Raw genomic sequence first — 22,095 nt, 5'->3', positions numbered from 1 at the left:
ATGGAAGATCGTGACCTTCAAATCGAAGACCTGAAAAGCCTGACCGTCGCGCAATTGGCGGGGCTGGGTGAAGGTCATGTCGGGTATATCCGACAGATCGAAACCGATGAAGGCATCCAGTTTGAATTGCGCGGTGCCGATGGCAGCCAGCTGGCTACGGCTGAAACCGAAGCCGCCGCTCTGTTCGCCGCAGAACATCTGGAAATTGAGCCGGTAACGCTGCAGTAATCAGGTCTGTGATGGCAGATCAGTGCATCATGACCGGAACGCCCGCGAACCAGGGATGGCCGAAAATCAACGCGGCATAAAGCGCCAGCCCGGCCACCACCCGCCACAGGCCAATCCCTGCCCAATCCAGTTTCGTTCGACCCTGAATGACCGCAAGGAAGGGCGTAATGCTGGTGGTCAGGGCGATTGGCCCCCAATCCGACCCCAAAGTGACACTGCGGCGGTAATCGATATGAAACATACCCCCGACACTCAGGATCAGAAGGCCGCCAAACAGAATGACAGACGCCAGATCCCCATTCGCGATCAGATGAGATATCGCCCATAGGGCAAATCCCACCATCATGGGGTGGCGCGTCACCGTCATGATACCTGACAGCGGCTTTGGATCTGTGGCGACTTTCTCTCCCCCCACTGCGGTTGGATTTCGCGTCGTCAGCGAACACACCAGCAGGATCGTCACCAGGGGCATAACCAGCACAGGGACCATCGACAGGATCGCCGGCGAGACCCACAACAGGGTCGTGTCGTATCGTGCATCACCATAGGCAATCAGCATCCAGGTAATAGCACCCGCAGAAATCAGGGAGAACACAGCGCGATGCCCGTTTTCCCCTATTTTCTGAATGGTAAATGCACGCACTGACAGGCTGGCCAGAATAAAATGACTGGCCACAAAGAATGCCGTTGCGATCACAAGTGTTAAGACGGTTTGTGTCATTTTGCTAATATGGACAAGGCCGAAGCGCCCGTCCATAGTCGAATGGAAGCGATGCGGAAAAAGCGCCATGGGGTTGGGATGAGACTCTCCGAAATACTGGGGCGACTGGTGACCGGGCGTGCCCGGCCAACGACAGAACAGGTTCAGCGTCAGATCCTGACCTTTATTGATGGTAATGGGGCGGTGGATGCCGCTTTCCTGTATGCGCGCTTGAATATACAGCGCGGGGGCTATAGAGAGCCCACTGACAGTGACAAGGGCATGATTGATGAAGCCGCCCAGATTCTCGTGAACAAACGGATGCTTCGGGCGACACGCGATGCGCGCCCCGTCGATCCGGTCATGGCGGGCGGTACCTATCGCCTGGCCTATCCAATTGAAAAGGACGCACTCCCGTGAGTGATGATACGAATGACGCCCCAGAAGCCCCAAAGACACCTGCCCCGCTGGATCCCGTAGCAGTCGTGCTGTTGGACCATCTGGCGACCCTGCCCCAGGATAAAAGCGCTGCACCTGATGATGTTGCGCGCGCCTATGCGGAAATCCGCCGCAAACCAAGTGACGGGCGCGACCTTTACAAACGCTATCAGCGCGCCGTGAAAGAACAGGCGATCCATCTGGCCCGGGCCGGTCGCATAGAGATTCTGCGCCGGGGAGAACCCGTCAATCCCGATGATTTCAAAGGGGTCTGGCGCATGCGGTTGAAACGGTCATAAGTTATGAAAATCGGTTGGAAAGTCTATTTGCTGGGTCTGGCATTCTGCACGCTTTGGAGCTCCGCCTTCACGGTTGGGAAATTCGCTATTACCGCCGCGCCCCCGCTGTATTTCCTGACCATCCGCTTTGCCCTGGCATTTGTCGTGATGTGGATTGTATTGCTGATCCTGCGGCGCAATCTGCCCAGCAACAGCCAGGATCGATGGACGGCCATCTGGCTGGGGGTATTAAACAACGGGGCCTATCTGGGGCTCGCCTTCATTGCCTTTCAGTCCGTCTCCTCCAGCATGGTGGCCCTGATCGCCAGCCTGATGCCGCTGGTCACCGCAGCCCTGGCCTGGCCCGTGCTGAAAGAACCCTTAACGCCGCTTAAGGTTCTGGGGCTGGCGCTGGGTACCTTTGGGGCGTGGTTCATTCTGTGGAACCGCCTGGGGGGCGATATTCAGATCGACGACCCCTTTGGTCTGGGAATTGCGACTGTTGGAATGATCTGCCTGGCCTGTGGCACGGTCCTGTATAAAAAACGCGGTGCCCATGCCGACCCACTGGCGATGAATGCCATACAGGCCCTGTCCGCCTCTGTCGTTTTGCTGCCAGCCGCTTATTTCATGGAAGATCCGGCAAAGATCGTCTGGGGTTGGACCCTGGCCTGGACCCTGGCCTATACCGCGATCATCATGACCTTTGGCGCCTTGCTGCTGTGGTTTGCCCTAATCCGGGCCGCAGGGGCCGGGGCGGCCAGTGCCTTCCATTTCCTCAATCCAGGCATCGCCATGCTGATCGCCTGGGTTGTTCTGGATGAGCATATATCAGTCACCGATATCGGCGGGTTGGTCCCGGTTGCGATTGGTATTTTGTTGGTGAACTGGCCCAGCACGAAGAAGGTCGTGGCCCCATGACAGGGGGAAAGCCACCCTATCGCGTAGAGCAACAGATCGGCCATTTGCTGCGCCGGGCCCATCAACGTGCCAGTGCCATCTTTCAGGAAACGCTGGACGATAAGGCCTTAACGCCAATGCAGTTTGCCGCCCTGATGCGGCTGCATGATGATGGCTCAATGTCGCAGAACCATCTGGGCCGCCTGGCCGCCATGGATCCCGCTACGGTCCAGGGCGTGATCCGTCGCCTCCAGGAACGCGGGCTGGTCAGCCGGGTCCCCGACCAGACGGACCGCCGCCGCACGGTCTTGTCCGTAACGCCTGAAGGGGCCACGCTGGCGAAATTCCTGGTCCCCAGCGCCAAGGAAGTCAGTGCCAAGACCCTGGCCCCACTGACACCGGCGGAACAGAAACAACTGCTGGATCTTTTGGAACGCCTGGGGTGAGAACCATTCTATTTCGGGCAGGTGCGCCCCAGATAGGTAACGTCGACCACGGTACCCTGGGCACAGAAAGACATCTGGGCCTGTGGACCGCACAGACAGACCTCATCCCCCAGATGGTATCCGGTCATATCCGTGTAAAAGGTGTATAAAGTCCCCTGATCGTCCCGCAATGCCTGACAGGTCGCCCCCTCATTCGTAAGCACGCCAATGCGGCAAGAAGGGGGAAGGTCTGAACCGGTTTGACAAGCCGATACAAGCCCGATCACGATCAAGGAAACTGCGGTGGAAACAGTCCGGACCATGCCGTTTCGTCCGTTTCGGTTAACGATCAGGCGAGGCCATCGCGCCCCATGGCGACATATTTTTCGCGCCGCGCCTTACGCAGGACTGTCGCACTCAATCCTTCGACTTTCGCCAAAGCCGCCTCTATCGCATCTGCCGCTGAAATCATGGTCTGGGGCACATTGCGATGCGCACCGCCCATTGGTTCCGCGATGATATCATCGATGCAGTTCAGGGATTTCAGATCCTCTGCTGTCAGCTTTAAGGCTTCCGCCATGGCGCTGGCCTGATCCGAATTATCCCAAAGAATGGCCGCACAGCCTTCCGGAGAAATCACCGAGTAAACCGAATGCTCCAGCATCAGAACCGCATCCGCAGCGGCGATGGCAATGGCCCCGCCAGAGCCCCCTTCACCGATAACCACGGAGATAATCGGCGTATCCAGACGCAGACAGGTTTCGATGGACCGGGCAATTGCTTCGGCCTGGCCGCGTTCTTCCGCCCCAACGCCGGGATAGGCACCGGGTGTGTCGACCAATGTGATGACCGGCAGGTTGAAACGGTTTGCCAATTCCATCAACCGAATGGCCTTGCGATAACCTTCAGGCCGGGCCATGCCGAAATTATGGGTAACTCGATCGGTCGTATTGGCCCCTTTTTCATGACCTAAGATTACAACGGCGCGACCCCGGAAGCGACCAATGCCGCCTTGAATTGCCTTGTCGTCGGCATAGGCGCGATCCCCGGCCAGCGGGATGTAATCTTCAATTATTCCATCGATATAGTCGCGGAAATGGGGGCGATCCGGGTGACGGGCGACCTGAACCTTCTGCCAGGCGGTCAGCTTCTGATAGCTTTGCCGCAACAACTTGTCGGCCTTGGCCTGAAGGCGCGTCACTTCATCGGCGATATTGACTTCGCCATCATCCGCCAAGTGGCGCAGCTCTTCGATTTTGCCTTCTAACTCAGCAATTGGCTGCTCAAAATCCAGATAATTCCGCATGGTGCGGTTCGCCTATCCCAATGATTTCAACAAATACCCGTGGTTCCTAGCACAGACAGGGGGGGATGCAAATCACCCTCGCAGCGTAAATTCCATTTACCATGGATCACCGCCGGGCCCGGATCGGTTCCAGCTTGGCTTCCTTGCGACGACCCCTGGGCAATTGCGATTCGTCTTCAAACAGATCCGCCAATTGTTCCATCATCGTGCCCCCCAGTTGATCCACATCGATGATGGTCACCGCGCGCCGATAATAGCGTGTCACATCATGCCCGATGCCGATTGCAACCAATTGCACCGGGGACCGTGTTTCGATCTGGTCAATCACATCGCGCAGATGGCGTTCCAGATAATTGCCAGGATTGACCGACAGGGTGGAGTCATCGACCGGCGCACCATCGGAAATCACCATCAGGATACGGCGTTCCTCTGTCCGCGCCAGCAACCGTTGATGCGCCCATATCAGCGCCTCGCCATCAATATTCTCTTTCAGCAGGCCTTCGCGCAGCATCAGACCCAAATTGCGGCGGGACCGGCGATAGGGCATGTCCGCCTGCTTATAGACGATATGGCGCAGATCGTTCAGGCGACCAGGATTGGCAGGTTTGCCGTCGGCCAACCAGCGCTCTCGGGACTGGCCACCCTTCCAGGCGCGCGTGGTGAAGCCCAGAATTTCAACCCGCACGCCACAGCGTTCCAGCGTGCGCGCCAGAATATCCGCCGACATGGCCGCAATCGATATGGGGCGCCCGCGCATAGAGCCTGAATTGTCGATCAACAAGGACACGACCGTATCGCGGAAATTCATTTCCTTTTCGCGCATGAAAGACAGCGGATGCGCCGGATTCGTCACCACACGGTCGATCCGCGCGGTATCCAGCAAGCCTTCTTCCAGATCGAATTCCCAGGACCGCTGCTGTTGCGCCATCAGGCGACGCTGCAACCGGTTTGCCAGTTTTCCGATAATCCCCTGCAAATGGGTCAATTGCTGATCCAGCATCGTGCGCAGGCGGGTCAATTCCTCTGGATCACACAGATCCTCGGCACCGACGATTTCATCAAAGCTTTCGGCATAGGCTTTATAGAATTTCTCTTTCGGCACATTGGACAGATCGTTTTCAGGCCGCCAGCGCTTGCCGGAATCGCCGGGTTCTTCCGCGCCAGGCGCTTCCATCATCTCGCCGGCCATATCCTCATCAGCGGCTTCCCCCTGATCGTCGTCCTGGCCCTCGCCCATGGCGGAATCAGACGCACCTTCGGTCTGGGCGGCATTGTCATCGCCCCCCTGATCCTCGTTCTGGCCCTGGGTCTGGTTGTCGGTTTCTTCCTGATCGTCCTGACTGTCACCGTCGTCGGAGCTGTCGCTGGGATCTTCGCGACCCATATCGATATCCATTGCCCGAATCAGCTTGCGGGCGGCCTCCGCATAGGCGCGCTGATCTTTCATCAGGGGGGCCAGTGTTTCCAACGACCCTTCGATCTTCGGGCCAATATGGTCACGCCACAGATCCACCACCCGCTGGGCTGACGGCGGCGGCGCTTCACCCGTCATATATTCGCGGGCCAAAAGCCGCACGACTTCGGGCATTGTGCTCTCGGTCCGCTCTTCAATGCGATGGAAACCCATACGGCGGTATTTCTGATCCAGGGCTGCGGCAAGATTGGCCTGCAGGCCGCTGCGGTCCTTGCTGCCCATCGCTTCGACGCGGGCGGTTTCCAGCGCATCGAACAGCACCGGCGCGACCTCCCCTGTCGGGCGCAGCGCAGAATGAGCCTTGCCATCATGATAGCGCAGGCGACAGGCCAGTTGGTCGCCTTCCCCCCGAGCTTGGGCGATTTCTTCCGGCGGCAATTGGCGGCTGGGCAGGGGCAGACGTGCGCGCTCTCCCGTCATATGAGCCGGATCAGACCCATACACTACCTCCAGCTCCGGGCGCTTGGAAACGGCCCGGAAGCACGCCGCATTGGCGCGTTTAAACACCTCCAGCGGTCCATCCCGATCATTGCCTGCCATCGCGTTTGCCCTGGCTTAGTGCACTTGAATTGCGGCGCTGGAATCCGGCAATTCTTCGCCGAAACAGCGCTGATAATATTCCGCGATCGTCGCGCGTTCCGTCTCATCACATTTGTTCAGGAAGGTGACCCGGAAGGCGAAACCGATATCCGAGAAAATCCGAGCATTTTCTGCCCAGGTAATCACGGTACGCGGGCTCATAACGGTAGAGATATCGCCCCCCATAAAGCCAGTCCGTGTCATATCGGCACAATGCACCATGGCCGCGATCTGGTCGCGCTTTTCGTCCGTATCGAAGTCAGGGCATTTCGCCAGAACAATCTTCACCTCTTCTTCATGGGGAAGATAGTTCAGGGTCGTGACAATGGACCAACGGTCCATCTGACCCTGGTTGATCTGTTGCGTCCCGTGATACAGGCCCGACGTGTCGCCCAGACCGACCGTATTGGCGGTGGCGAACAAACGAAAGTATTTATGCGGACGAATGACCTTGGACTGATCCAACAAGGTCAGCTTCCCTTCGATTTCCAGGACGCGCTGAATCACGAACATCACATCAGGCCGCCCGGCATCATATTCGTCAAAACAGATTGCGACTGGATTCTGCAACGCCCATGGCAGAATGCCTTCCCGAAATTCAGTAACCTGCATGCCATCGCGCAGAACAATCGCGTCCTTACCAACCAGATCGATCCGGCTGATATGACTGTCCAGATTGACCCGAATACAGGGCCAGTTCAGGCGCGCCGCGACCTGTTCGATATGGGTTGATTTCCCGGTCCCGTGATATCCCTGAATCATCACGCGACGATTATGGGAAAACCCAGCCAGGATCGCCATTGTTGTATCCCGATCAAAGACATAGGCCGGATCGATGTCAGGAACATGTTCCGTGCGAACCGAAAATGCCGGCACTTTCATATCGGTATCAAGACCAAATACGTCGCGAACAGAAACTTCTATATCGGGCGCGTCGAGGGGCATGGCTTCATCATTTCCCGCGACGGCGGCGCTGCTTTTCATCATATCGTGTGGGCTCTCATACAGTGTCGTTACGTCAAATTGGCTGCTTTAGGAAGGCCATAGGCCCCGTGAAATGGTCATCAATCGTCAAGTTTAGGCATCAAACTAGCGCGAAGCGTTGCATAGGCCAGATTGATCCGTTTCAACCGCTCCTCTGCTTCTGCATCGCCGCCATTGACATCAGGATGCAGACGCTTGGCCAATTCCTTATAACGCGCCTTCAAGCCGGTCAAGGTGAGCGGGTGGGAAAGGTCTAGTGCCCGCATGGCCCAAACCTCTGTTCCAATGCCCGATGACCCGCTGGGAGGATCGGTGCGACCGGCGGAATCAGACCGATCCCCCTCTCCCGGTCCATCGTTGAACAGGCCGGTATGGTCATGAAATGTGAAATCCGCCCCGGCTCGCGCCGCCTGTTGCATGCCCAATGGCCAGGTGGGACGCCCCCAGACCGTATCATGACGGATCATGGAATCAATCTGGGCCTGACCCAGGCCACGACAAAAATCCCATGCGGCGTTATATTCCCGGGCATGAACCTTACAGAACCAGAAGTAATCCCGCAGCCGGTCCCTGGTTTTGGGTGCCGGATGCAAGCCAGGTTCAACGCAATCCGGATGCGCGCAGACCCGCATGCCAGTGGCACGATCTCTGGGGTCTTTATACAGTGTCCGGCGCATGTCTGATCCTATATTGCATTGCAATCATCCGACCCTCACTATGGGGTTGCGAATACGGTGCGACAAGCCCAAGTCGACCCATAGCCCATAACTATTTACCCTGGAGGATGCATGCCCAATCCGGTTGAGACAATGATGGAGCAGAAACTGCGAACGGCGTTCGCACCCAGTGAGCTGATCATCGAAAATGACTCCCACCGCCATGCCGGTCATGCGGGGTCTCCTGGCACGGGCACTTCTCACTTCTCTGTTACAATGACGGCCCAGACATTCGAAGGAATGGGTCGTGTTGACAGACAACGCAGTGTTTACGCTGTTCTGGCCGAGGAACTGGCAGGGCCAATCCACGCGCTTGCCCTTCGACTGAAGGCACCGTCCGAAGGCTGATACCGCAGGGCTTCGCTCAGCAGCGCCACGGCCAAACTTAAATCCCCACCCATTGTAAAGAACGCAACCGTGTGTTGCCGTCCTGTTTCAATCGTGCTATTACCGAATTTCTAGATTAGGGTGGGGCTTCTTAATCATGAAACAATTAATCAGCGCGGATTCGGCGTTGCGCACGAGAAATGTCCGCATTGGGGACAGGCGCACCAGCGTCCGCCTGGAACCCGCTTTTTGGCAGGTTCTGGAAAGGGTCGCCAAAAAGGAAGGCCTGACCATTCATGCCTTATGCACTAAAATTGACGAGTGGAATGAGGCCTTAAGTCTGACCGCTGCTATGCGCGTTTTCCTTTTGGCTTACATCTGGTCTGGATCAATAAAATACGCTGTATTCGCGGCCCGGACCGGAAACATGCCGCCGGCGTTTCAGCCGCGCGATTGACCGGCTATTGGAAACGCCTGATTGCTATTTTTCCGCTTGTGGTATGCCATCCCTATCCGCACGCGCCTCACCCTCATAGAATTGTGGCCAGATTTCCTTGATCAAGGGGCCGTCGGCGCGCATGGCGTGGCAGGCATCAATATGCCCGGGGCGCTTGTCGCCCTGTGAAGAGGGCGGATCCTCTGGCAGTCCAAAATCGCGCCGCGCTGCGTCTCGGGAGGCATAAACCGTCTGGTAACAGACAGTCGCCATTGGATAGAGTAGTTCAGACAGATGCGTGCAGCCTGCACGCCCCCCCAGGCGCTTTTTCACCTCCCGATGAAACCCGGCACCAACGCGCAGACCAATCAACTGCTCATAGTCCGGTGCGATGTCCCCGCACAGGGAATAAGGACCCATCACCGTTACCGCCTCTGCCCCATGGATGACCATGTCATCGTCTATGGTGATACGCAGCAGCATGTCATGAACGGCTTCCCCCGGTTCGATGGTGCCGCGATGGGAATTTACAAAAGGATAGGTCTTGGTGTCACGCATATGACCTTCAATGTCCCACAGCCCGTCGGCGCGGAAGAATCCTTTCACTTGAATATCACGGGTATGATACTGGCGACGGTCACAACCGGGCTCACTCAATGGCATTTAAACACTCCTTACTTGAGGACAATCAGTCCTCTTCATCATCCGCATTGGGATCGGGCGGTGTGATCCGCAACGACGTGATCTGATTGCGCTGGCGGCGCAATACTTCAAAGCGGAACCCATGGAACAGGAATGTCTGTCCGGGATCCGGAATCAGTCGTGCTTCATGCAGGACAATCCCCGCAACCGTTGCGGCATTATCATCCGGCAGATCCCAATCCAGGTCCCGCGCCAGGGTTCGCAGGGTCACCGCCCCATCGACGATAAAGCTGCCATCTGCCTGGGGTCGAACGCCCGGCACGGCAATATCGGTTTCATCATCAATTTCACCGACAATCTGTTCCAGGATGTCTTCCAGGGTGACAATCCCCATAAAGGCCCCGTATTCATCCACCACATTGGCGAAATGCTCGCGGCGTTCGCGAAAGGCCTGCAGCTGGTCCAGCAAAGTCGTCGAATCCGGAATGAACCAAGGGGGGGCTGCCAGGGTGGCAAGATCCAGGTCCTTGATATTGCCGCCCCGCGCATGAATTTCCCGCAACAGCGCCTTGGCGTGCAAGACGCCGGAGATATCGTCAGAATCGCCACGATACACCGGCAGGCGGGTATAGGGACTGCCTAGAATCTGTTCGACCAGATCTTCCACCGGATCATCCAGGTCCAGCGTTACCACCTTTTGTCGGTGGGTCATGATGTCGGCAACTTCAACCTCATCCAATTCCAGAATGGACCGCAACATCTCCCGCTCATGGCGGATATCGGGGTCTTCCCCCGAATGCAGATCAATCGCGCCGCGCAGTTCTTCCTCATGTTGTTCAACACTGATTGAGGTCGATAAATCCACGCCAAAGGGCCGCAATGTGGCGCGCACAATGCTTTGTACTGTTGCGGTGATCGGGGCAAACAGGAACACAATCCACCGCATGACCGGTGCCACCTTCAGCGCAACCGCGTCAGCATGGCTTAGTGCATATGTCTTTGGCAGCACTTCCGCAAAAATCAGCACCAAGGCCGTCATGGCGATGGTGGCATAGACAACGCCGGCCTCTCCAAAAATCGATACCAGCACCGTCGTTGCCAGGGCGGATGCCAGGATATTGACCATGTTGTTGCCCAGCAGGATCGCCCCGATCAGGCGGTCCTTTCGCTCCAGCAATTTCAGGACTGTGCCTGCGTTCTTGTCGCCTTGCTTTGCCTGTTGATGCATCCGCGACCGGGACGTCGCTGTCAGCGCCGTTTCGGACCCAGAGAAGAAGAAGGACAGGATCAGCAGCAGCAGGATCGCCAGACCCGCATAGATGGGATAGTCGGTCATGCGGATATCGCCTCGTTCAAGATTGCGGTCAGATCTTCCGGCGCGACATCCTGCGTGACAAAGGCCTGACCAATCCCCCGCGCCAGCACGAATGTCAGGCGTCCATTCTTCACCTTCTTGTCACTGGCCATGCGCGCGACAAGATCCGGTGCGCTCCAGGCAATACCGGGGACGGAATTGGGGCCGGTCGGCAGGCCCAGCTCCGCCAGATGCCGGGCGAACCGGGCAGCATCCTGGCCGTCGCACAGCCCCAGCCTGGCTGACAGATCGAAAGCCATGACCATGCCAATCGCGACCGCCTCTCCATGCAGCAGTCTGGAACCAAATCCGGTCGCCGATTCCAGCGCATGCGCGAAAGTATGTCCAAAATTCAGCAAGGCCCGGCGATCCGCCTGTTCCAGCTCGTCTTCTGCAACGATCCGGGCCTTTGCGCGACAACTTGTCTCAACCGCCGCAATGCGCGCAGCAGGATCGCCTGACATCAAATCCGCACCATGGGTTTCCAGCCATTGGAAGAAAGCAAAATCATCAATGGCGCCATATTTTACGATTTCCGCATAACCGGCACGCAATTCCCGCCGCGCCAACGTATCCAGCGCGCCAATATCGGCCAGAACCAGACGGGGTTGATGAAAGGCGCCCACCAGATTCTTTCCTGCGGGCACATTAATGCCGGTCTTGCCCCCAACGGAGCTGTCGACCTGGGCCAGCAGTGTGGTGGGAATCTGTACAAAATTGATTCCGCGCAGGGCAATGGCGGCGACGAAACCGACCAGATCCCCGATCACCCCGCCGCCCAGGGCAACAAGGGTGGTTGACCGTTCAATGCCAATTTCAAAGATATCATCCAGCAGGCGCGACAAACGCTCCATACTTTTCGTGCCCTCACCGGGTGGTAAAATGATGGTTTCCTGAACGATACCCGCTTTGCGCAAAGATTCTGTCAGCGTTTCCAGATGCAGCGCGGCGACCGTTTCATCGGTGATCACGATCACCCGAGGATGGGCCAGGACCGGCTTAATCAAATCCCCGGCCTGCGCCAAAATGGTAGAACCGATATGAATGTCATAGGACCGATCCCCCAACGCGACGGGCACAATTGCGCTGGACGGGTTTGGAACCGACAGAAGGGCCCCAGAAGATACAGGGGTCCCAGAAGATGCAGGGGTCCCAGAATCAGACATTGGCGTCATACACTATCGCTTTCCTTTGATGCGCTCAGCGCCTCAATTACCCGCAAAATCGTTTGTTCCTTTGGCGCGCGGTCGGAAATCACCGTCACATGCGCTTGTGCATAAATTGGATAGCGCTCTTCCATCAATCTGCGCAAGGTTCCTTGCGGATCCTCAGTGCGCAACAGGGGACGATGGCTGCGCTTTGACACGCGCTCCCACAGGACATCGAATTCTGCATTTAACCAGACGGTAAGGGTTTGTTCCAGCAACAAGGCCCGTGTGGCCGGATCAATAAAGGCCCCACCGCCCGTCGCCAGGACAATCGGGCCTTCTTCGACCAACCGGGCAATCACGCGCCTTTCGCCGGCGCGGAAATACTCTTCCCCGAACTGCGCAAAGATATCGGCGATGGAACAATCGGCCGCCCGCTCAATCTCATGATCTGCATCGGCAAAGGGCAAGCCAAGGCGCTGCGCCAATTGACGCCCGACTGCGGATTTCCCCGCCCCCATCATCCCCACCAAGACGATAGACCGATCCAGGGGGACAGTGTGATCGGCATTTGCATTTTTCATAACAACAATTCCAGGGCATTCATGGCAAAATCAATCCATTTCCCTGCTCTTGTGATTGTGTCGCGCCGTTCGCGCCTTTAAACCTTGTCGCAGAATTGCCATAGTCAGGGAATAGGGTAAAGCCTGTGCTGGCCGATGACACATTAAAGTGGTGAAAATAGCGTCCTTAAGGAGGAACGGTGGGAAAGATTGTCTTGTTTCTAATCGCGCTGATATTCGCAGCGCTGATCGGCGGCGCGATCTATCTGATCGCCTATGATATCCCAGCCCCGGTCGCCCCGGTTGAGCGTGTGATCGACAATGACCGATTCCCGCAGTCGTAATCACGGCAGTCATAATCTTGGCTGGATATCGTGCCAGGCTTTCAGCCTGACGATAAGGAGCGTGGCACTGTTCGGTCTGCTGATGACCGCTATGCCTATCGCGCGGGCACAGGTGCAACTGTTTCCGTCACTGCAAGGCGGAACTCAGAACCAGCCGAATTCGCAAAATCCTGATCAACCGTCGGCGAATCCTGAACCTACAGCTCCTTCTGGCATGGCGGTTGAAACATTGGGCGCGGTGGACACAGAAGCCGTTGGCGCTTTGCCGGACTCTGTTGCCGCTCTGCCGCCAGATCTGTGGAGCGGCCTGTCTCGCAATACGATTGCGGCCTTGATCAATGGCCTGAATGGGAATGGCGATTACCCCGTCGCGCGGGGGCTGGCGAAACGCCTGCTATTATCCGCCGCCGCCTTGCCGCCACAGGACTCCGGCACACAGGTATCTGTCCTAAAAGCCCGCATTGAAGCATTGGCCCGTCTGGGATTTGCCGGTGATGCAGGAATGCTGGCCCGCGCCGGTGCCGATGCGTTGCGGGATCCCGATGGACTGGCCGCCGTGGCGCGCGCCCAATTGGCCGCCTATGACCTGCCCGAAGCCTGCAGCACGGCATCAAATGCCGTTGCACAGTCCAATGATGTATTCTGGCAAAAACTGATTGCCTTCTGCCAGGCAGTTGCCGGTCAGAAGGATCAGGCCTCCCTTGCGGCGCAAACATTGTTTGATACAGGCGTGAAAGACCCGGTCTATTTTACCCTGATGGACAGCATCACCCTGGGGCTTGCGCCGGAACTCAAGGCTTTGACCCCTGAAGGGGCGATGCATTATGCGATGCTGCGATTTTCCGGGGCGCCTGTGCCTTTTGGCAGCACAGACCCCTTGATCACTCAATTGGCCGTACAACAGGCCTCCGACCTGGATGTGGCGGAAAGCGCCGCCAGACGCGGCCTGCTTTCCTCCGAGGCCCTTGCAGATAAATATCTTTCCGAGGCCTTTAAATCCGCCGCATTGGATGCCCCCCTGGAGGCGCTGGACAAAATCAGCCCTGCGGCGGGACGGGCGCTGTTATATCAGGTCCTGCTGAAATGGGAAATTCCGGCCCTGCGCGCAGAGGCTGTTTCCGTCGCCCTGACCCGCGCGCGGTCGGATGGATTGCTGATCGCCATTGCGCCGGTTTTTGCAACACCGGCTATGACAATCCCACCGTCCAATGACCTATTGTGGTTTGCCGAGGATGCCGCGCGATTATTCTATATGACCGGGCACACGGATCGGGCCCGCCAATGGCATGCGCTGCTGCGCAGTCATGCGACCACCAATGCGGACAGTGCCGCTTCCAACGCCAGATTGTGGCATCTGGCCATGCTGTCGGGTGAAACCGGACAGGCGCTGGGCCAATCCCGCCGTGATTGGGATCGGGCCATTATTGACGGCGCCGAAGACCCGGATGCGGGTCGGGCCCATCTTGAAACACTAAAAGCACTGGTGCAGGCGGCTACCGGAGGAGAACCACTGGCCAGTGAGGCAGACCTGCGCGCCGATGCCATGGCGGCCCATCCTGAAACCGGTATCGGCGCCGCCGCACTGCCGCTGCATCTGTTGACGCGCGCCGCAGAGGCAAGACGGATGGGGGAAGTCGTGGCCCTGTCTATCGCCGTTTTGTCGACCGGCCCGGCGCAGGACCTAAATCCGTCCACGCCCATAGCGGTCGTGCGGGCGCTAACCACTGTGGGCTTGCAGCGCGATGCCCGGCAACTGGCGCTGGAAACCGCCGTTCTGTCCGCCCCCAGCCCGGTCCCGATGGACCGATAGAGCAAAGGTCATGTCGCGCTGGATCGACGCTTTCCTGGATATGCTGGTGGCAGAGCGCGGCGCTTCAAAAAACACCTGCATCGCCTATGACAGGGACCTTAAGGACTATACTGCCTATTTAAAGGCCCAGGACCAAACTCCGCAAACTGTCGGTCCGGAGGAAATTTCCGCCTATCTGAGCGCGCTGGCGCGCGGCGGGGCAAAACCCGCTACAGCGGCGCGCAAACTGTCCGCCCTTCGGCAATTCCATCGCTTTCTGTATGGCGAAGGATATGCGCCACGGGATGCAACAGCCACAGTGGATGCGCCCCGCAAGGGACGCCTCCTGCCAAAATTCCTTAGCGAGGCCGAGGTGGACACCCTGCTGATCGCCGCCCGAAAGGCCAAGGGGCTGGACGGTGTGCGGTTGGTGTGTCTGTTGGAGGTCCTGTATGCAACCGGGTTGCGGGTCAGCGAGTTGGTCACCCTGCCCCTGTCTGCCGCACGGCGCGAAGAACCCTTTCTGATGGTGCGGGGCAAGGGCGGCAAGGAACGCCTTGTGCCGCTGTCCCCCCCGGCGCGAGACGCCCTGACCGCCTATCGAAAGGTTCGTGATGCCTTTCTGCCCGATGGGGTAAAGGACAGTCCTTACCTGTTTCCCAGTCGGTCCAAGGAAGGATATCTGACACGCCAGCGCTTTGGGCAAATGCTGAAAGAATTGGCCCTACAGGCAGGGCTGGACCCGGCCAAGATTAGCCCCCACGTGCTGCGCCATGCCTTTGCCGGGCATCTGGTTGCCCATGGGGCCGATCTGCGGTCCGTTCAGCAGATGCTGGGCCATGCGGATATTTCGACCACACAGATCTATACTCATGTCCTCAATGAGCGTCTGGCGTCCCTGGTTGCGGACAAACACCCCCTGGCAAAGCGACCAAAAACATAAATCCATAGTTTTTGCTTGCGATTTCCGTTAGGTGGAATAGGTTCCATTTATGAATTTAATCCACGTCCCCGGTTAATATACGTCCCAGGAGAGTCGTCTCATGAGTTTTACGATTGTTGAACAAGCCACCCCCCGTCTGAACCGCAGCGAACTGGCCGTTCCTGGCAGCCGAACTGAATTGTTCGAAAAGGCAGCAAAATCAGATGTCGATGTCATCTTCCTGGATTGTGAAGATGCGGTAGCGCCCGATGAGAAAGAAAAGGCGCGCAAGAATATCATCGAAGCATTGAACGATATCGATTGGGGCACCAAAACGATGTCCGTTCGCATCAATGGTCTGGACACCCACTACATGTATCGCGATGTCGTTGATATCCTGGAACAGGGTGGCGAGCGTCTGGATATGATCATGATCCCGAAAGTCGGCACCCCGTCCGATATCTATGCCGTCGATATGCTGGTGACCCAGGTGGAAGCCGCTGTGAAGCGCAAAAAGCGGATTGGTTTTGAATTGATCATCGAAACCGCGCTTGGCATGGCCAATGTGGATGCCTGCGCTGCGGCTTCTCCGCGCAATGAATCGCTGCACTTTGGGGTTGCCGACTATGCCGCATCAACCAAGGCCCGCACCACTGTCATTGGCGGCCCCCATGCGGATTATGGCGTGCTGACCGACAAGGATGGCGATGCGCCCCGCGATTATCATTGGGGCGATATGTGGCATTATGCCATCAGCCGCATGGTGGTTGCCGCCCGCGCCAATGGTTTGCGCCCCGTCGATGGCCCATTTGGTGATTTCTCTGATCCCGAAGGTTATAAGGCCCAGGCCAATCGCGCCGGGGTTCTGGGGTGTGAAGGCAAATGGGCGATCCATCCCAGCCAGGTCGCCATGGCGAACGAGCTGTTCTCCCCTTCTGAAGCCGACGTGACCAAGGCCCAGCGCATCCTGGACGCCATGGCTCAGGCCCAGAAGGAAGGCAAGGGTGCCGTCTCCCTGGACGGTCGCCTGATCGACATCGCCTCCATCAAGCAGGCCGAAAACCTGATCGCCAAGTCAAAGGCGATCGCTGGGAATTGATTCCGGGGATTCGGGGTCTTCATTCCGTTCGGCGGGTGCAGCGCGGTCTTTCGGGATCAGCACTGCAGCCGCCGAACTTGTATTAAGGCCCCTTTGGAAGGGGATGCCCAATCTTTTACCCCTCCCTCCTTGAGGGGGGAGCCCCATTTTTTACCCCTCCCCCCTTGAGGGGGGAAGGTTGGGAGGGGGGTGCTCTCTCCTCCGCAATCAACCCTACTGCAGGCGAAGGCCTTGCGGCCTTGTCACCCCCACCCCAACCCTCCCCCCTCAAGGGGGAGGGAACAAACAGACCCATCCTCCCCCTCAAGGGGGAGGGAAAAGACAGAACCAAAAAGCTGGACGTTGTCTTCGAAAGAAGGGCTCTACCGTCCCAGCAATCGACCCCGCAGGCGCAGGCGCAGGGCGTTTAGCTTGATGAAGCCTTCGGCGTCGCGCTGGTCGTAGACGGTGTCTTCTTCGAAGGTCACGATATCGGCGTCATACAGGCTCTTGGGCGCGCTGCGGCCGGTGATCAGGACGTTGCCCTTATACAGATTGGCGGTGACCTGACCGGTGACGACGCTGCTGCAATGATCAATGGCGGCTTGCAGCATTTCGCGTTCTGGGGAGAACCAGAATCCGTTATAGACCAGTTCCGCATAGCGCGGCATCAACTCGTCCTTCAGATGCATCGCACCGCGATCCAGCGTCAGGCTTTCAATGGCGCGGCGCATCTGGAACAGGATCGTGCCGCCTGGGGTTTCGTAAACACCGCGAGACTTCATGCCGATGAAACGGTTTTCCACGATATCCAAACAGCCGATCCCATTGCGCCCACCCATTTCATTCAGCTTGGTCAGCAGGGTGGCCGGGCTCATCTTCTCCCCATTGATTGCGACCGGATCGCCCGCTTCAAAATCAATCGTGATCTCTTCGGCCTTGTCCGGTGCATTCTGGGGCGACACCATGCGCGACAGGATCAGGTCCATATCGGCGGCAACAGCCGGATCTTCCAGGATTTTCCCTTCGGAGGAAATGTGCAGCAGATTGGCGTCCTGGGAGAAGGGCGCTTCGCCGCGCTTGTCCTTGGAAACCGGAATCTGATGCTGTTCGGCATAGGCGATCAGTTTTGTGCGGGAATTCAAATCCCATTCGCGCCAGGGGGCGATGATCTTGATGTCCGGCTTCAGCGCGTAATAGCTGAGTTCAAAGCGGATCTGGTCATTGCCTTTGCCGGTCGCGCCATGGGCAACCGCATCGGCACCCACCATCTTGGCAATTTCAATTTGGCGCTTGGAAATCAGCGGGCGCGCGATGGAGGTGCCCAGCAGATACGTGCCTTCATACTGAGCATTGGCGCGAAACATGGGGAAGACATAGTCGCGCACAAATTCTTCGCGCAGGTCTTCGATGAAGATCTCCTTGATCCCCATCATCTCGGCTTTCTTGCGGGCCGGCTCCAGTTCTTCACCTTGCCCCAAATCGGCGGTGAAGGTCACAACCTCACAGCCATAGGTGTCTTGCAGCCAGCGCAGGATGACCGAGGTATCCAAGCCACCGGAATATGCCAATACGACCTTATTAACGTCTTTTTTCATGCCAGCCTCGCGCACCGATTTGTCCAGTAGGTCCACAAGGACCCGCACAGGGGTTCTAATCGCCACACAGACGGTTGGCAAGCTGAGCGCTAAGACCTTGTCTCAGTGAAGACTGTGGCGGCTGACTCCTTCCGGTCGGCGCAACTCCGGTAAGTCCCAATCCCGCATCGGCAGGTCTAGCCCCGCGCGCTCCAGAATATCCGCCCATAGGCTGAGCGGGCGGTGACTGGCCCTAGCTGCCGAGGGGGGAAACAACGCCTCCGCCACCGGCTGGGCGGCTATGGCAATGCCCTGTTGATGACAGGCCAGAAGATGCAGCGCACGTTTCTCGTCACAGGTCAGGGCGCGCTTGCAGGGGGCGGAGATTTCCACCGGCCGCCTGGCGCCGACCTTAAAAACCCACAGTGCGCCATCAATGCTGGGCATGGCCTCTGTTGCGCCCACCGTGCGATAGGCCTGGTCCAGAAGCGGACGATGGCTGCCGTCTGGCGACAAGGTCGCAAACCACATGCGCATCGTCCAAACCGCAAAACGCTCCCCAAACCAAAGATTATCCAGTTCCAAAGCGGTGTTCAGGGCTTCTACAGGGCTGGGCCCCGCCATACGGATCAACATGCCAGCACCTCCAAACATGAACGATGCAGGGGCTTGGTTCCACGATGCAGGCGGCGACCGCGTAGTATCATAAGACTGCCAAAGAAACGCTCCAGCCGCTCGGCAGACACGGCGATGGATTTGCAATGAAGAACTCTGTTCAGCGGGGCAAGCATATAACCTCTCCGTTCAAAAATAGGACCTCTCATCGTTACCGCAAATGCGAATCATTCGCAAATACTATTTATCTTCATTTTCGCATTTCGTTGATCTGGATTGCCGCCCGGTCATCGGCGTGATACCGGCACGGGATGGGTGTCGATCCGGTCCATCACCGGGTCGAGGGTCTGTGGAGACGAAGATATGGTCCGCGCGCTGCAGGAAAGTTGGACATTGTTCCTGGGGCTGTTGCTGTTGATGATCAGCAACGGGCTGCTGGTGACATTGCTGACACTGCGCGGCGCGGAATTAGGATTTTCCCAGACGACCATCGGGATAATGCAAGCCTGCTATCCATTAGGGGCTCTGTTTGGCTGTGTCGTTGTACCCCGATTGATTGAGCAGGTCGGGCATATCCGAACCTTTGGCGCGCTCGCCTCCCTGTGTTCCACAGCCGCCCTGATCCATATGCTGACCCAGGACCCTTTCAGTTGGTCGGCAATGCGCTTTCTGGCGGGGTTTTGCTTCACCGGCCTGTATGTCATCGCCGAAAGCTGGCTGAACGCGCGGGCCCAAAATCAGAACCGCGCCGCCATTCTGTCGATCTATTTCATTGTCCAGACAGGGGGATCTGCCAGTGGCGTGGCAATGGTCGGCCTGCCGGACCCATCGGGTGGCTTGCTATTCGCGATCACTTCAATCCTGGTATCGATCTGCCTGGTACCGATGCTGATCACCCGGGTCAAAGCCCCGGAGTATAGCGCCCCCGATCGCCTGTCGATCCGCACCCTGATTGGCATATCCCCCATGGCGGTCAGCGGCGCAGTACTGAATGGGATGGCCCAGGTTGCTTTATTCGTCGGTCTTCCCCTCTATGGACTGGCGCGCGGCATGTCAGATGGACAGGCAGCGTCTCTGCTGGTTATCGTCACACTCAGCGGGGCGATATGCCAGTTTCCCATCGGCTGGTTATCAGACCGGATGGATCGCCGCTTGGTGGTGGCCGGGGCCTCCCTGATTGGGGCTGGCTTCTTTGCGCTCTTGGCTGTAGGGCCAACGGGGATTTGGCTTTACGCCGCCCTGGCAGGAATGGCGGCTGTGACATTCCCGATCTACTCCCTGTGTGTTGCCCATGCCAATGACCGATTACAGCCCAACCAGATTGTGCCCGCCAGCGGCACCCTGGTCATGGCGTTGAATGTCGGCAGCCTGACCGGGGCACTGCTGGGACCTGCTGCAATCCGCATGTTTGGCGCATCGGGATTCATGATCTTTATGGCTGGGATTGCGCTGACCACCTTTGGCATCGCTTGGCTGAGGACCAATCGCAGCGCCGCGCCGCTGGAAACTGGCCCAACCACAGCAATCGCCGCCGTAGGGGCGCAGGGAATCGGAGAATTGACGCAACCAGACCACTCAGCCGACCGATGAAATGAAACACTCTGGATAAAGATAAAAGCAGGGTAGACCCTCAGCACTACCCTTTCGCAACAGGAGATCACAATGGCCCCCCGCAATATCCTGATCGTCATGGCAGACCAGCTAACGCCCTTCATGGTGGGATGTTATGGCAATCCCGTGGTGAAGACACCCCATATGGATGCACTGGCGGCACAGGGGGTGCGGTTCGATGCGGCCTATAGCAACAGCCCGCTGTGCACACCTGGTCGCTATGCCTTTATGACGGGCCAGTATATTTCCCGCTTTGGGGGATGGGACAATGCGGCCTATTTGCCGTCGACCGTGCCGACCTTCGCCCATTATCTGCGCCTGATGGGGTATCGCACCGGGCTTGCGGGCAAGATGCACTTTGTGGGGGCAGATCAGCTGCATGGCTTTGAAGAGCGCCACACCACGGATGTGTATCCAGCGGATTTCGGCTGGGTGCCAGACTGGCGCTCACCAGAAAAGCGGATTGACTTGTGGTATCATAATATGTCGTCAGTGGTGCAGGCAGGTCCGGCTTCCATCACCAATCAATTGGCCTATGATGATGAGGTCGGGGCGGCGACGCTGCGGGCGATTTATGATGCAGCCCGGACAGAAGACGAACGCCCCTTCTGCTATGTCGCCAGCTTTATTCATCCCCATGATCCCTATGCGGCGCGCCCCAGCTATTGGGATCTGTATGACGATGCGGATATTCCCATGCCGCACGCGCCCCGCCCCAATGCTGCCGACAACGACCCCCACAGCCTGCGGCTGGAACATGCCATTGCGCTGGATGCCGTTGATATTGATGATGCTGATATCCGCCGCGCGCGCCGGGCCTATATGGCCAATGTATCCTATGTCGATGACTGGCTGGGCAAGTTGCGCGCCGCGCTTGTGGAAACCGGTCAGGCGGACGATACCGCGATCCTGCTGGTTTCCGATCATGGCGACATGCTGGGCGAACGGGGCTTGTGGTACAAGATGACCTTCCGCGAATGGGCCTGCCGTATTCCCATGGTGCTGCATGTGCCAGGCCGCGCCGGGCAGGGTGTCAGCATTGCCAACCCGGTCAGTCAGGTGGACGTAACCCCAACCCTGCTGCAATTAGCCCATGAGGCCACCGGCGTGCCCATTCCGGACGCCATCGATCCATTGGATGGAACCAGCCTGCTGCAGTTTGTGGATGGCACGACACAGCGCGACACCACGGTTGCAGAATATACCGCGGAAGGCACCGGTCAGGCGATGCTGATGCTGCGGGACGGGCCGTGGAAATATATCTGCTGTCCTGGCGATCCCGATCAATTGTTCGACCTGGCATCTGATCCAAATGAAGAAATCAATCTGGCCGATACCGCCGAACAGTCCCCGCGCATTGCCGACTTTCGCGCCCGGGCACAGGCCCATTGGGACCCGGCGGATATCCATGCCCGTGTGCTGGACAGCCAGAACCGCCGCCGCGTCCTGTCAGCCGCATTGCGCATCGGTCAGCATACCGGTTGGGACTGGCAGCCCAAACGCGACGCGACCCAGGAATATACCCGCAGTCATATGGACTTAACGTCTCACGACATCACCAGCCGCTCCCCTCGCCCGGTTCCGTTCAAACCGAAATGGAGCTAAAGATCGACAAGACTGAATACAGGAAACTCTTTAACAGGAAGCATCGATATGTTAAT

General features: G+C 57.9%; 25 protein-coding genes. 13 read left to right on the top strand and 12 right to left on the bottom strand.

Annotated elements, in window-relative coordinates:
• Positions 1–228, top strand: a complete 228-nt coding sequence (locus ACOSDM_RS05460) for a hypothetical protein (RefSeq protein ID WP_420723480.1) — start codon at positions 1–3, stop codon at positions 226–228.
• A 19-nt stretch (positions 229–247) separates the two neighbouring features.
• Here ACOSDM_RS05460 and ACOSDM_RS05455 read toward each other — a convergent pair whose 3' ends face one another.
• Entirely contained in the window at positions 248–949 is a 702-nt protein-coding gene (locus ACOSDM_RS05455; protein ID WP_420723479.1) for an NnrU family protein, read from the bottom strand.
• A gap of 78 nt (positions 950–1,027) precedes the next feature.
• Here ACOSDM_RS05455 and ACOSDM_RS05450 point away from each other — a divergent pair, with 78 nt between their 5' ends.
• From ACOSDM_RS05450 to ACOSDM_RS05435, 4 genes are read left to right on the top strand one after another with little or no spacing between them, the layout of a single operon-like run.
• On the top strand, positions 1,028–1,348 hold the full coding sequence (locus tag ACOSDM_RS05450) for a hypothetical protein (RefSeq protein WP_420723478.1): 321 nt from the start codon (positions 1,028–1,030) through the stop codon (positions 1,346–1,348).
• Entirely contained in the window at positions 1,345–1,665 is a 321-nt protein-coding gene (locus tag ACOSDM_RS05445; RefSeq protein WP_420723477.1) for a DUF3253 domain-containing protein, read from the top strand. Before ACOSDM_RS05450 ends, ACOSDM_RS05445 begins: the two co-directional genes overlap by 4 nt.
• Positions 1,666–1,668: 3 nt before the next feature.
• The gene (locus tag ACOSDM_RS05440; protein ID WP_420723476.1) at positions 1,669–2,565 is read left to right on the top strand and encodes a DMT family transporter; all 897 of its coding nucleotides are present in this window, start codon (positions 1,669–1,671) and stop codon (positions 2,563–2,565) included.
• The gene (locus tag ACOSDM_RS05435; protein WP_420723475.1) at positions 2,562–2,990 is read left to right on the top strand and encodes a MarR family winged helix-turn-helix transcriptional regulator; all 429 of its coding nucleotides are present in this window, start codon (positions 2,562–2,564) and stop codon (positions 2,988–2,990) included. Before ACOSDM_RS05440 ends, ACOSDM_RS05435 begins: the two co-directional genes overlap by 4 nt.
• An 8-nt stretch (positions 2,991–2,998) precedes the next feature.
• On the opposite strand, the gene ACOSDM_RS05430 is transcribed toward ACOSDM_RS05435, so the two are convergent.
• From ACOSDM_RS05430 to ACOSDM_RS05410, 5 genes are all read right to left on the bottom strand, one after another.
• Complete coding sequence (locus tag ACOSDM_RS05430) at positions 2,999–3,292, bottom strand: hypothetical protein (RefSeq protein ID WP_420723474.1); 294 nt, start codon at positions 3,290–3,292, stop codon at positions 2,999–3,001.
• A gap of 26 nt (positions 3,293–3,318) precedes the next feature.
• Positions 3,319–4,275, bottom strand: a complete 957-nt coding sequence (locus tag ACOSDM_RS05425; protein WP_420723473.1) for an acetyl-CoA carboxylase carboxyltransferase subunit alpha — start codon at positions 4,273–4,275, stop codon at positions 3,319–3,321.
• Positions 4,276–4,381: 106 nt separating this feature from the next.
• Positions 4,382–6,289: a cobaltochelatase subunit CobT gene (cobT, locus tag ACOSDM_RS05420; protein WP_420723472.1), complete on the bottom strand. Its 1,908-nt coding sequence runs from the start codon at positions 6,287–6,289 to the stop codon at positions 4,382–4,384.
• A 15-nt stretch (positions 6,290–6,304) separates the two neighbouring features.
• Positions 6,305–7,312 carry a cobaltochelatase subunit CobS gene (gene cobS, locus ACOSDM_RS05415; RefSeq protein ID WP_420723640.1) on the bottom strand — a complete coding sequence of 336 codons (1,008 nt, stop codon included), beginning with the start codon at positions 7,310–7,312 and terminating at the stop codon, positions 6,305–6,307.
• An 80-nt stretch (positions 7,313–7,392) separates the two neighbouring features.
• Positions 7,393–7,989, bottom strand: a complete 597-nt coding sequence (locus tag ACOSDM_RS05410) for a J domain-containing protein (protein ID WP_420723471.1) — start codon at positions 7,987–7,989, stop codon at positions 7,393–7,395.
• Positions 7,990–8,100: 111 nt separating this feature from the next.
• Here ACOSDM_RS05410 and ACOSDM_RS05405 point away from each other — a divergent pair, with 111 nt between their 5' ends.
• Complete coding sequence (locus tag ACOSDM_RS05405; protein WP_420723470.1) at positions 8,101–8,376, top strand: BolA family protein; 276 nt, start codon at positions 8,101–8,103, stop codon at positions 8,374–8,376.
• 136 nt (positions 8,377–8,512) lie between these two features.
• On the top strand, positions 8,513–8,812 hold the full coding sequence (locus ACOSDM_RS05400) for a ribbon-helix-helix domain-containing protein (protein ID WP_420723469.1): 300 nt from the start codon (positions 8,513–8,515) through the stop codon (positions 8,810–8,812).
• A 24-nt stretch (positions 8,813–8,836) separates the two neighbouring features.
• On the opposite strand, the gene ACOSDM_RS05395 is transcribed toward ACOSDM_RS05400, so the two are convergent.
• From ACOSDM_RS05395 to ACOSDM_RS05380, 4 genes are read right to left on the bottom strand one after another with little or no spacing between them, the layout of a single operon-like run.
• Positions 8,837–9,454: a DUF2889 domain-containing protein gene (locus ACOSDM_RS05395; protein WP_420723468.1), complete on the bottom strand. Its 618-nt coding sequence runs from the start codon at positions 9,452–9,454 to the stop codon at positions 8,837–8,839.
• Positions 9,455–9,479: 25 nt separating this feature from the next.
• Positions 9,480–10,769 carry an HlyC/CorC family transporter gene (locus ACOSDM_RS05390; protein ID WP_420723467.1) on the bottom strand — a complete coding sequence of 430 codons (1,290 nt, stop codon included), beginning with the start codon at positions 10,767–10,769 and terminating at the stop codon, positions 9,480–9,482.
• Positions 10,766–11,953, bottom strand: coding sequence for a 3-dehydroquinate synthase (aroB, locus tag ACOSDM_RS05385; protein WP_420723639.1), 1,188 nt, complete (start codon positions 11,951–11,953; stop codon positions 10,766–10,768). Before aroB ends, ACOSDM_RS05390 begins: the two co-directional genes overlap by 4 nt.
• Positions 11,954–11,958: 5 nt before the next feature.
• Complete coding sequence (locus ACOSDM_RS05380) at positions 11,959–12,519, bottom strand: shikimate kinase (RefSeq protein ID WP_420723466.1); 561 nt, start codon at positions 12,517–12,519, stop codon at positions 11,959–11,961.
• A gap of 179 nt (positions 12,520–12,698) precedes the next feature.
• On the opposite strand from ACOSDM_RS05380, the gene ACOSDM_RS05375 reads away from it, so the two are divergent.
• The 4 genes from ACOSDM_RS05375 to ACOSDM_RS05360 all read left to right on the top strand — a co-directional run bounded on the left by ACOSDM_RS05375 (position 12,699) and on the right by ACOSDM_RS05360 (position 16,652).
• A complete protein-coding gene (locus ACOSDM_RS05375; RefSeq protein WP_420723465.1) occupies positions 12,699–12,842 on the top strand; it encodes a hypothetical protein in 144 nt (47 codons plus the stop codon).
• Positions 12,843–12,903: 61 nt separating this feature from the next.
• Complete coding sequence (locus ACOSDM_RS05370) at positions 12,904–14,652, top strand: hypothetical protein (protein ID WP_420723464.1); 1,749 nt, start codon at positions 12,904–12,906, stop codon at positions 14,650–14,652.
• A 10-nt stretch (positions 14,653–14,662) separates the two neighbouring features.
• Positions 14,663–15,574, top strand: a complete 912-nt coding sequence (locus ACOSDM_RS05365; RefSeq protein ID WP_420723463.1) for a site-specific tyrosine recombinase XerD — start codon at positions 14,663–14,665, stop codon at positions 15,572–15,574.
• Between the two features lie 100 nt (positions 15,575–15,674).
• Positions 15,675–16,652 (top strand): HpcH/HpaI aldolase/citrate lyase family protein, encoded by a 978-nt coding sequence (locus ACOSDM_RS05360; RefSeq protein ID WP_420723462.1) that lies wholly within the window; start codon positions 15,675–15,677, stop codon positions 16,650–16,652.
• Positions 16,653–17,014: 362 nt separating this feature from the next.
• Here the strand turns inward: ACOSDM_RS05360 and ACOSDM_RS05355 are convergent, their stop codons facing one another.
• Both ACOSDM_RS05355 and ACOSDM_RS05350 read right to left on the bottom strand, forming a co-directional pair.
• Positions 17,015–18,229 carry an argininosuccinate synthase gene (locus ACOSDM_RS05355; protein ID WP_420723461.1) on the bottom strand — a complete coding sequence of 405 codons (1,215 nt, stop codon included), beginning with the start codon at positions 18,227–18,229 and terminating at the stop codon, positions 17,015–17,017.
• 102 nt (positions 18,230–18,331) lie between these two features.
• Positions 18,332–18,844: a hypothetical protein gene (locus tag ACOSDM_RS05350; RefSeq protein WP_420723460.1), complete on the bottom strand. Its 513-nt coding sequence runs from the start codon at positions 18,842–18,844 to the stop codon at positions 18,332–18,334.
• A 342-nt stretch (positions 18,845–19,186) separates the two neighbouring features.
• Between ACOSDM_RS05350 and ACOSDM_RS05345 the strand changes: the two genes are divergently transcribed.
• On the top strand, positions 19,187–20,413 hold the full coding sequence (locus tag ACOSDM_RS05345) for an MFS transporter (RefSeq protein ID WP_420723459.1): 1,227 nt from the start codon (positions 19,187–19,189) through the stop codon (positions 20,411–20,413).
• A 72-nt stretch (positions 20,414–20,485) separates the two neighbouring features.
• Positions 20,486–22,039 (top strand): choline-sulfatase, encoded by a 1,554-nt coding sequence (betC, locus tag ACOSDM_RS05340; protein ID WP_420723458.1) that lies wholly within the window; start codon positions 20,486–20,488, stop codon positions 22,037–22,039.
• Positions 22,040–22,095: the final 56 nt, after the last annotated feature.

It is taken from the genome of Hwanghaeella sp. LZ110, assembly GCF_048892525.1.
GTDB lineage: Bacteria > Pseudomonadota > Alphaproteobacteria > UBA8366 > Aestuariispiraceae > Pacificispira.
This window is presented reverse-complemented; position numbering and strand designations above follow the sequence as displayed.

Coding starts and splice junctions, on each gene's coding strand:
- cobT (WP_420723472.1), bottom strand. CDS start 6,289: ATGGCAGGCAATGATCGGGATGGACCGCTGGAGGTGTTTAAACGCGCC.
- ACOSDM_RS05350 (WP_420723460.1), bottom strand. CDS start 18,844: ATGTTGATCCGTATGGCGGGGCCCAGCCCTGTAGAAGCCCTGAACACC.
- ACOSDM_RS05395 (WP_420723468.1), bottom strand. CDS start 9,454: ATGCCATTGAGTGAGCCCGGTTGTGACCGTCGCCAGTATCATACCCGT.
- cobS (WP_420723640.1), bottom strand. CDS start 7,312: ATGAAAAGCAGCGCCGCCGTCGCGGGAAATGATGAAGCCATGCCCCTC.
- ACOSDM_RS05380 (WP_420723466.1), bottom strand. CDS start 12,519: ATGAAAAATGCAAATGCCGATCACACTGTCCCCCTGGATCGGTCTATC.
- ACOSDM_RS05405 (WP_420723470.1), top strand. CDS start 8,101: ATGCCCAATCCGGTTGAGACAATGATGGAGCAGAAACTGCGAACGGCG.
- ACOSDM_RS05460 (WP_420723480.1), top strand. CDS start 1: ATGGAAGATCGTGACCTTCAAATCGAAGACCTGAAAAGCCTGACCGTC.
- ACOSDM_RS05400 (WP_420723469.1), top strand. CDS start 8,513: ATGAAACAATTAATCAGCGCGGATTCGGCGTTGCGCACGAGAAATGTC.
- ACOSDM_RS05355 (WP_420723461.1), bottom strand. CDS start 18,229: ATGAAAAAAGACGTTAATAAGGTCGTATTGGCATATTCCGGTGGCTTG.
- ACOSDM_RS05365 (WP_420723463.1), top strand. CDS start 14,663: ATGTCGCGCTGGATCGACGCTTTCCTGGATATGCTGGTGGCAGAGCGC.
- ACOSDM_RS05435 (WP_420723475.1), top strand. CDS start 2,562: ATGACAGGGGGAAAGCCACCCTATCGCGTAGAGCAACAGATCGGCCAT.
- ACOSDM_RS05430 (WP_420723474.1), bottom strand. CDS start 3,292: ATGGTCCGGACTGTTTCCACCGCAGTTTCCTTGATCGTGATCGGGCTT.
- ACOSDM_RS05425 (WP_420723473.1), bottom strand. CDS start 4,275: ATGCGGAATTATCTGGATTTTGAGCAGCCAATTGCTGAGTTAGAAGGC.
- ACOSDM_RS05390 (WP_420723467.1), bottom strand. CDS start 10,769: ATGACCGACTATCCCATCTATGCGGGTCTGGCGATCCTGCTGCTGCTG.
- betC (WP_420723458.1), top strand. CDS start 20,486: ATGGCCCCCCGCAATATCCTGATCGTCATGGCAGACCAGCTAACGCCC.
- ACOSDM_RS05455 (WP_420723479.1), bottom strand. CDS start 949: ATGACACAAACCGTCTTAACACTTGTGATCGCAACGGCATTCTTTGTG.
- ACOSDM_RS05450 (WP_420723478.1), top strand. CDS start 1,028: ATGAGACTCTCCGAAATACTGGGGCGACTGGTGACCGGGCGTGCCCGG.
- aroB (WP_420723639.1), bottom strand. CDS start 11,953: ATGTCTGATTCTGGGACCCCTGCATCTTCTGGGACCCCTGTATCTTCT.
- ACOSDM_RS05440 (WP_420723476.1), top strand. CDS start 1,669: ATGAAAATCGGTTGGAAAGTCTATTTGCTGGGTCTGGCATTCTGCACG.
- ACOSDM_RS05410 (WP_420723471.1), bottom strand. CDS start 7,989: ATGCGCCGGACACTGTATAAAGACCCCAGAGATCGTGCCACTGGCATG.
- ACOSDM_RS05360 (WP_420723462.1), top strand. CDS start 15,675: ATGAGTTTTACGATTGTTGAACAAGCCACCCCCCGTCTGAACCGCAGC.
- ACOSDM_RS05345 (WP_420723459.1), top strand. CDS start 19,187: ATGGTCCGCGCGCTGCAGGAAAGTTGGACATTGTTCCTGGGGCTGTTG.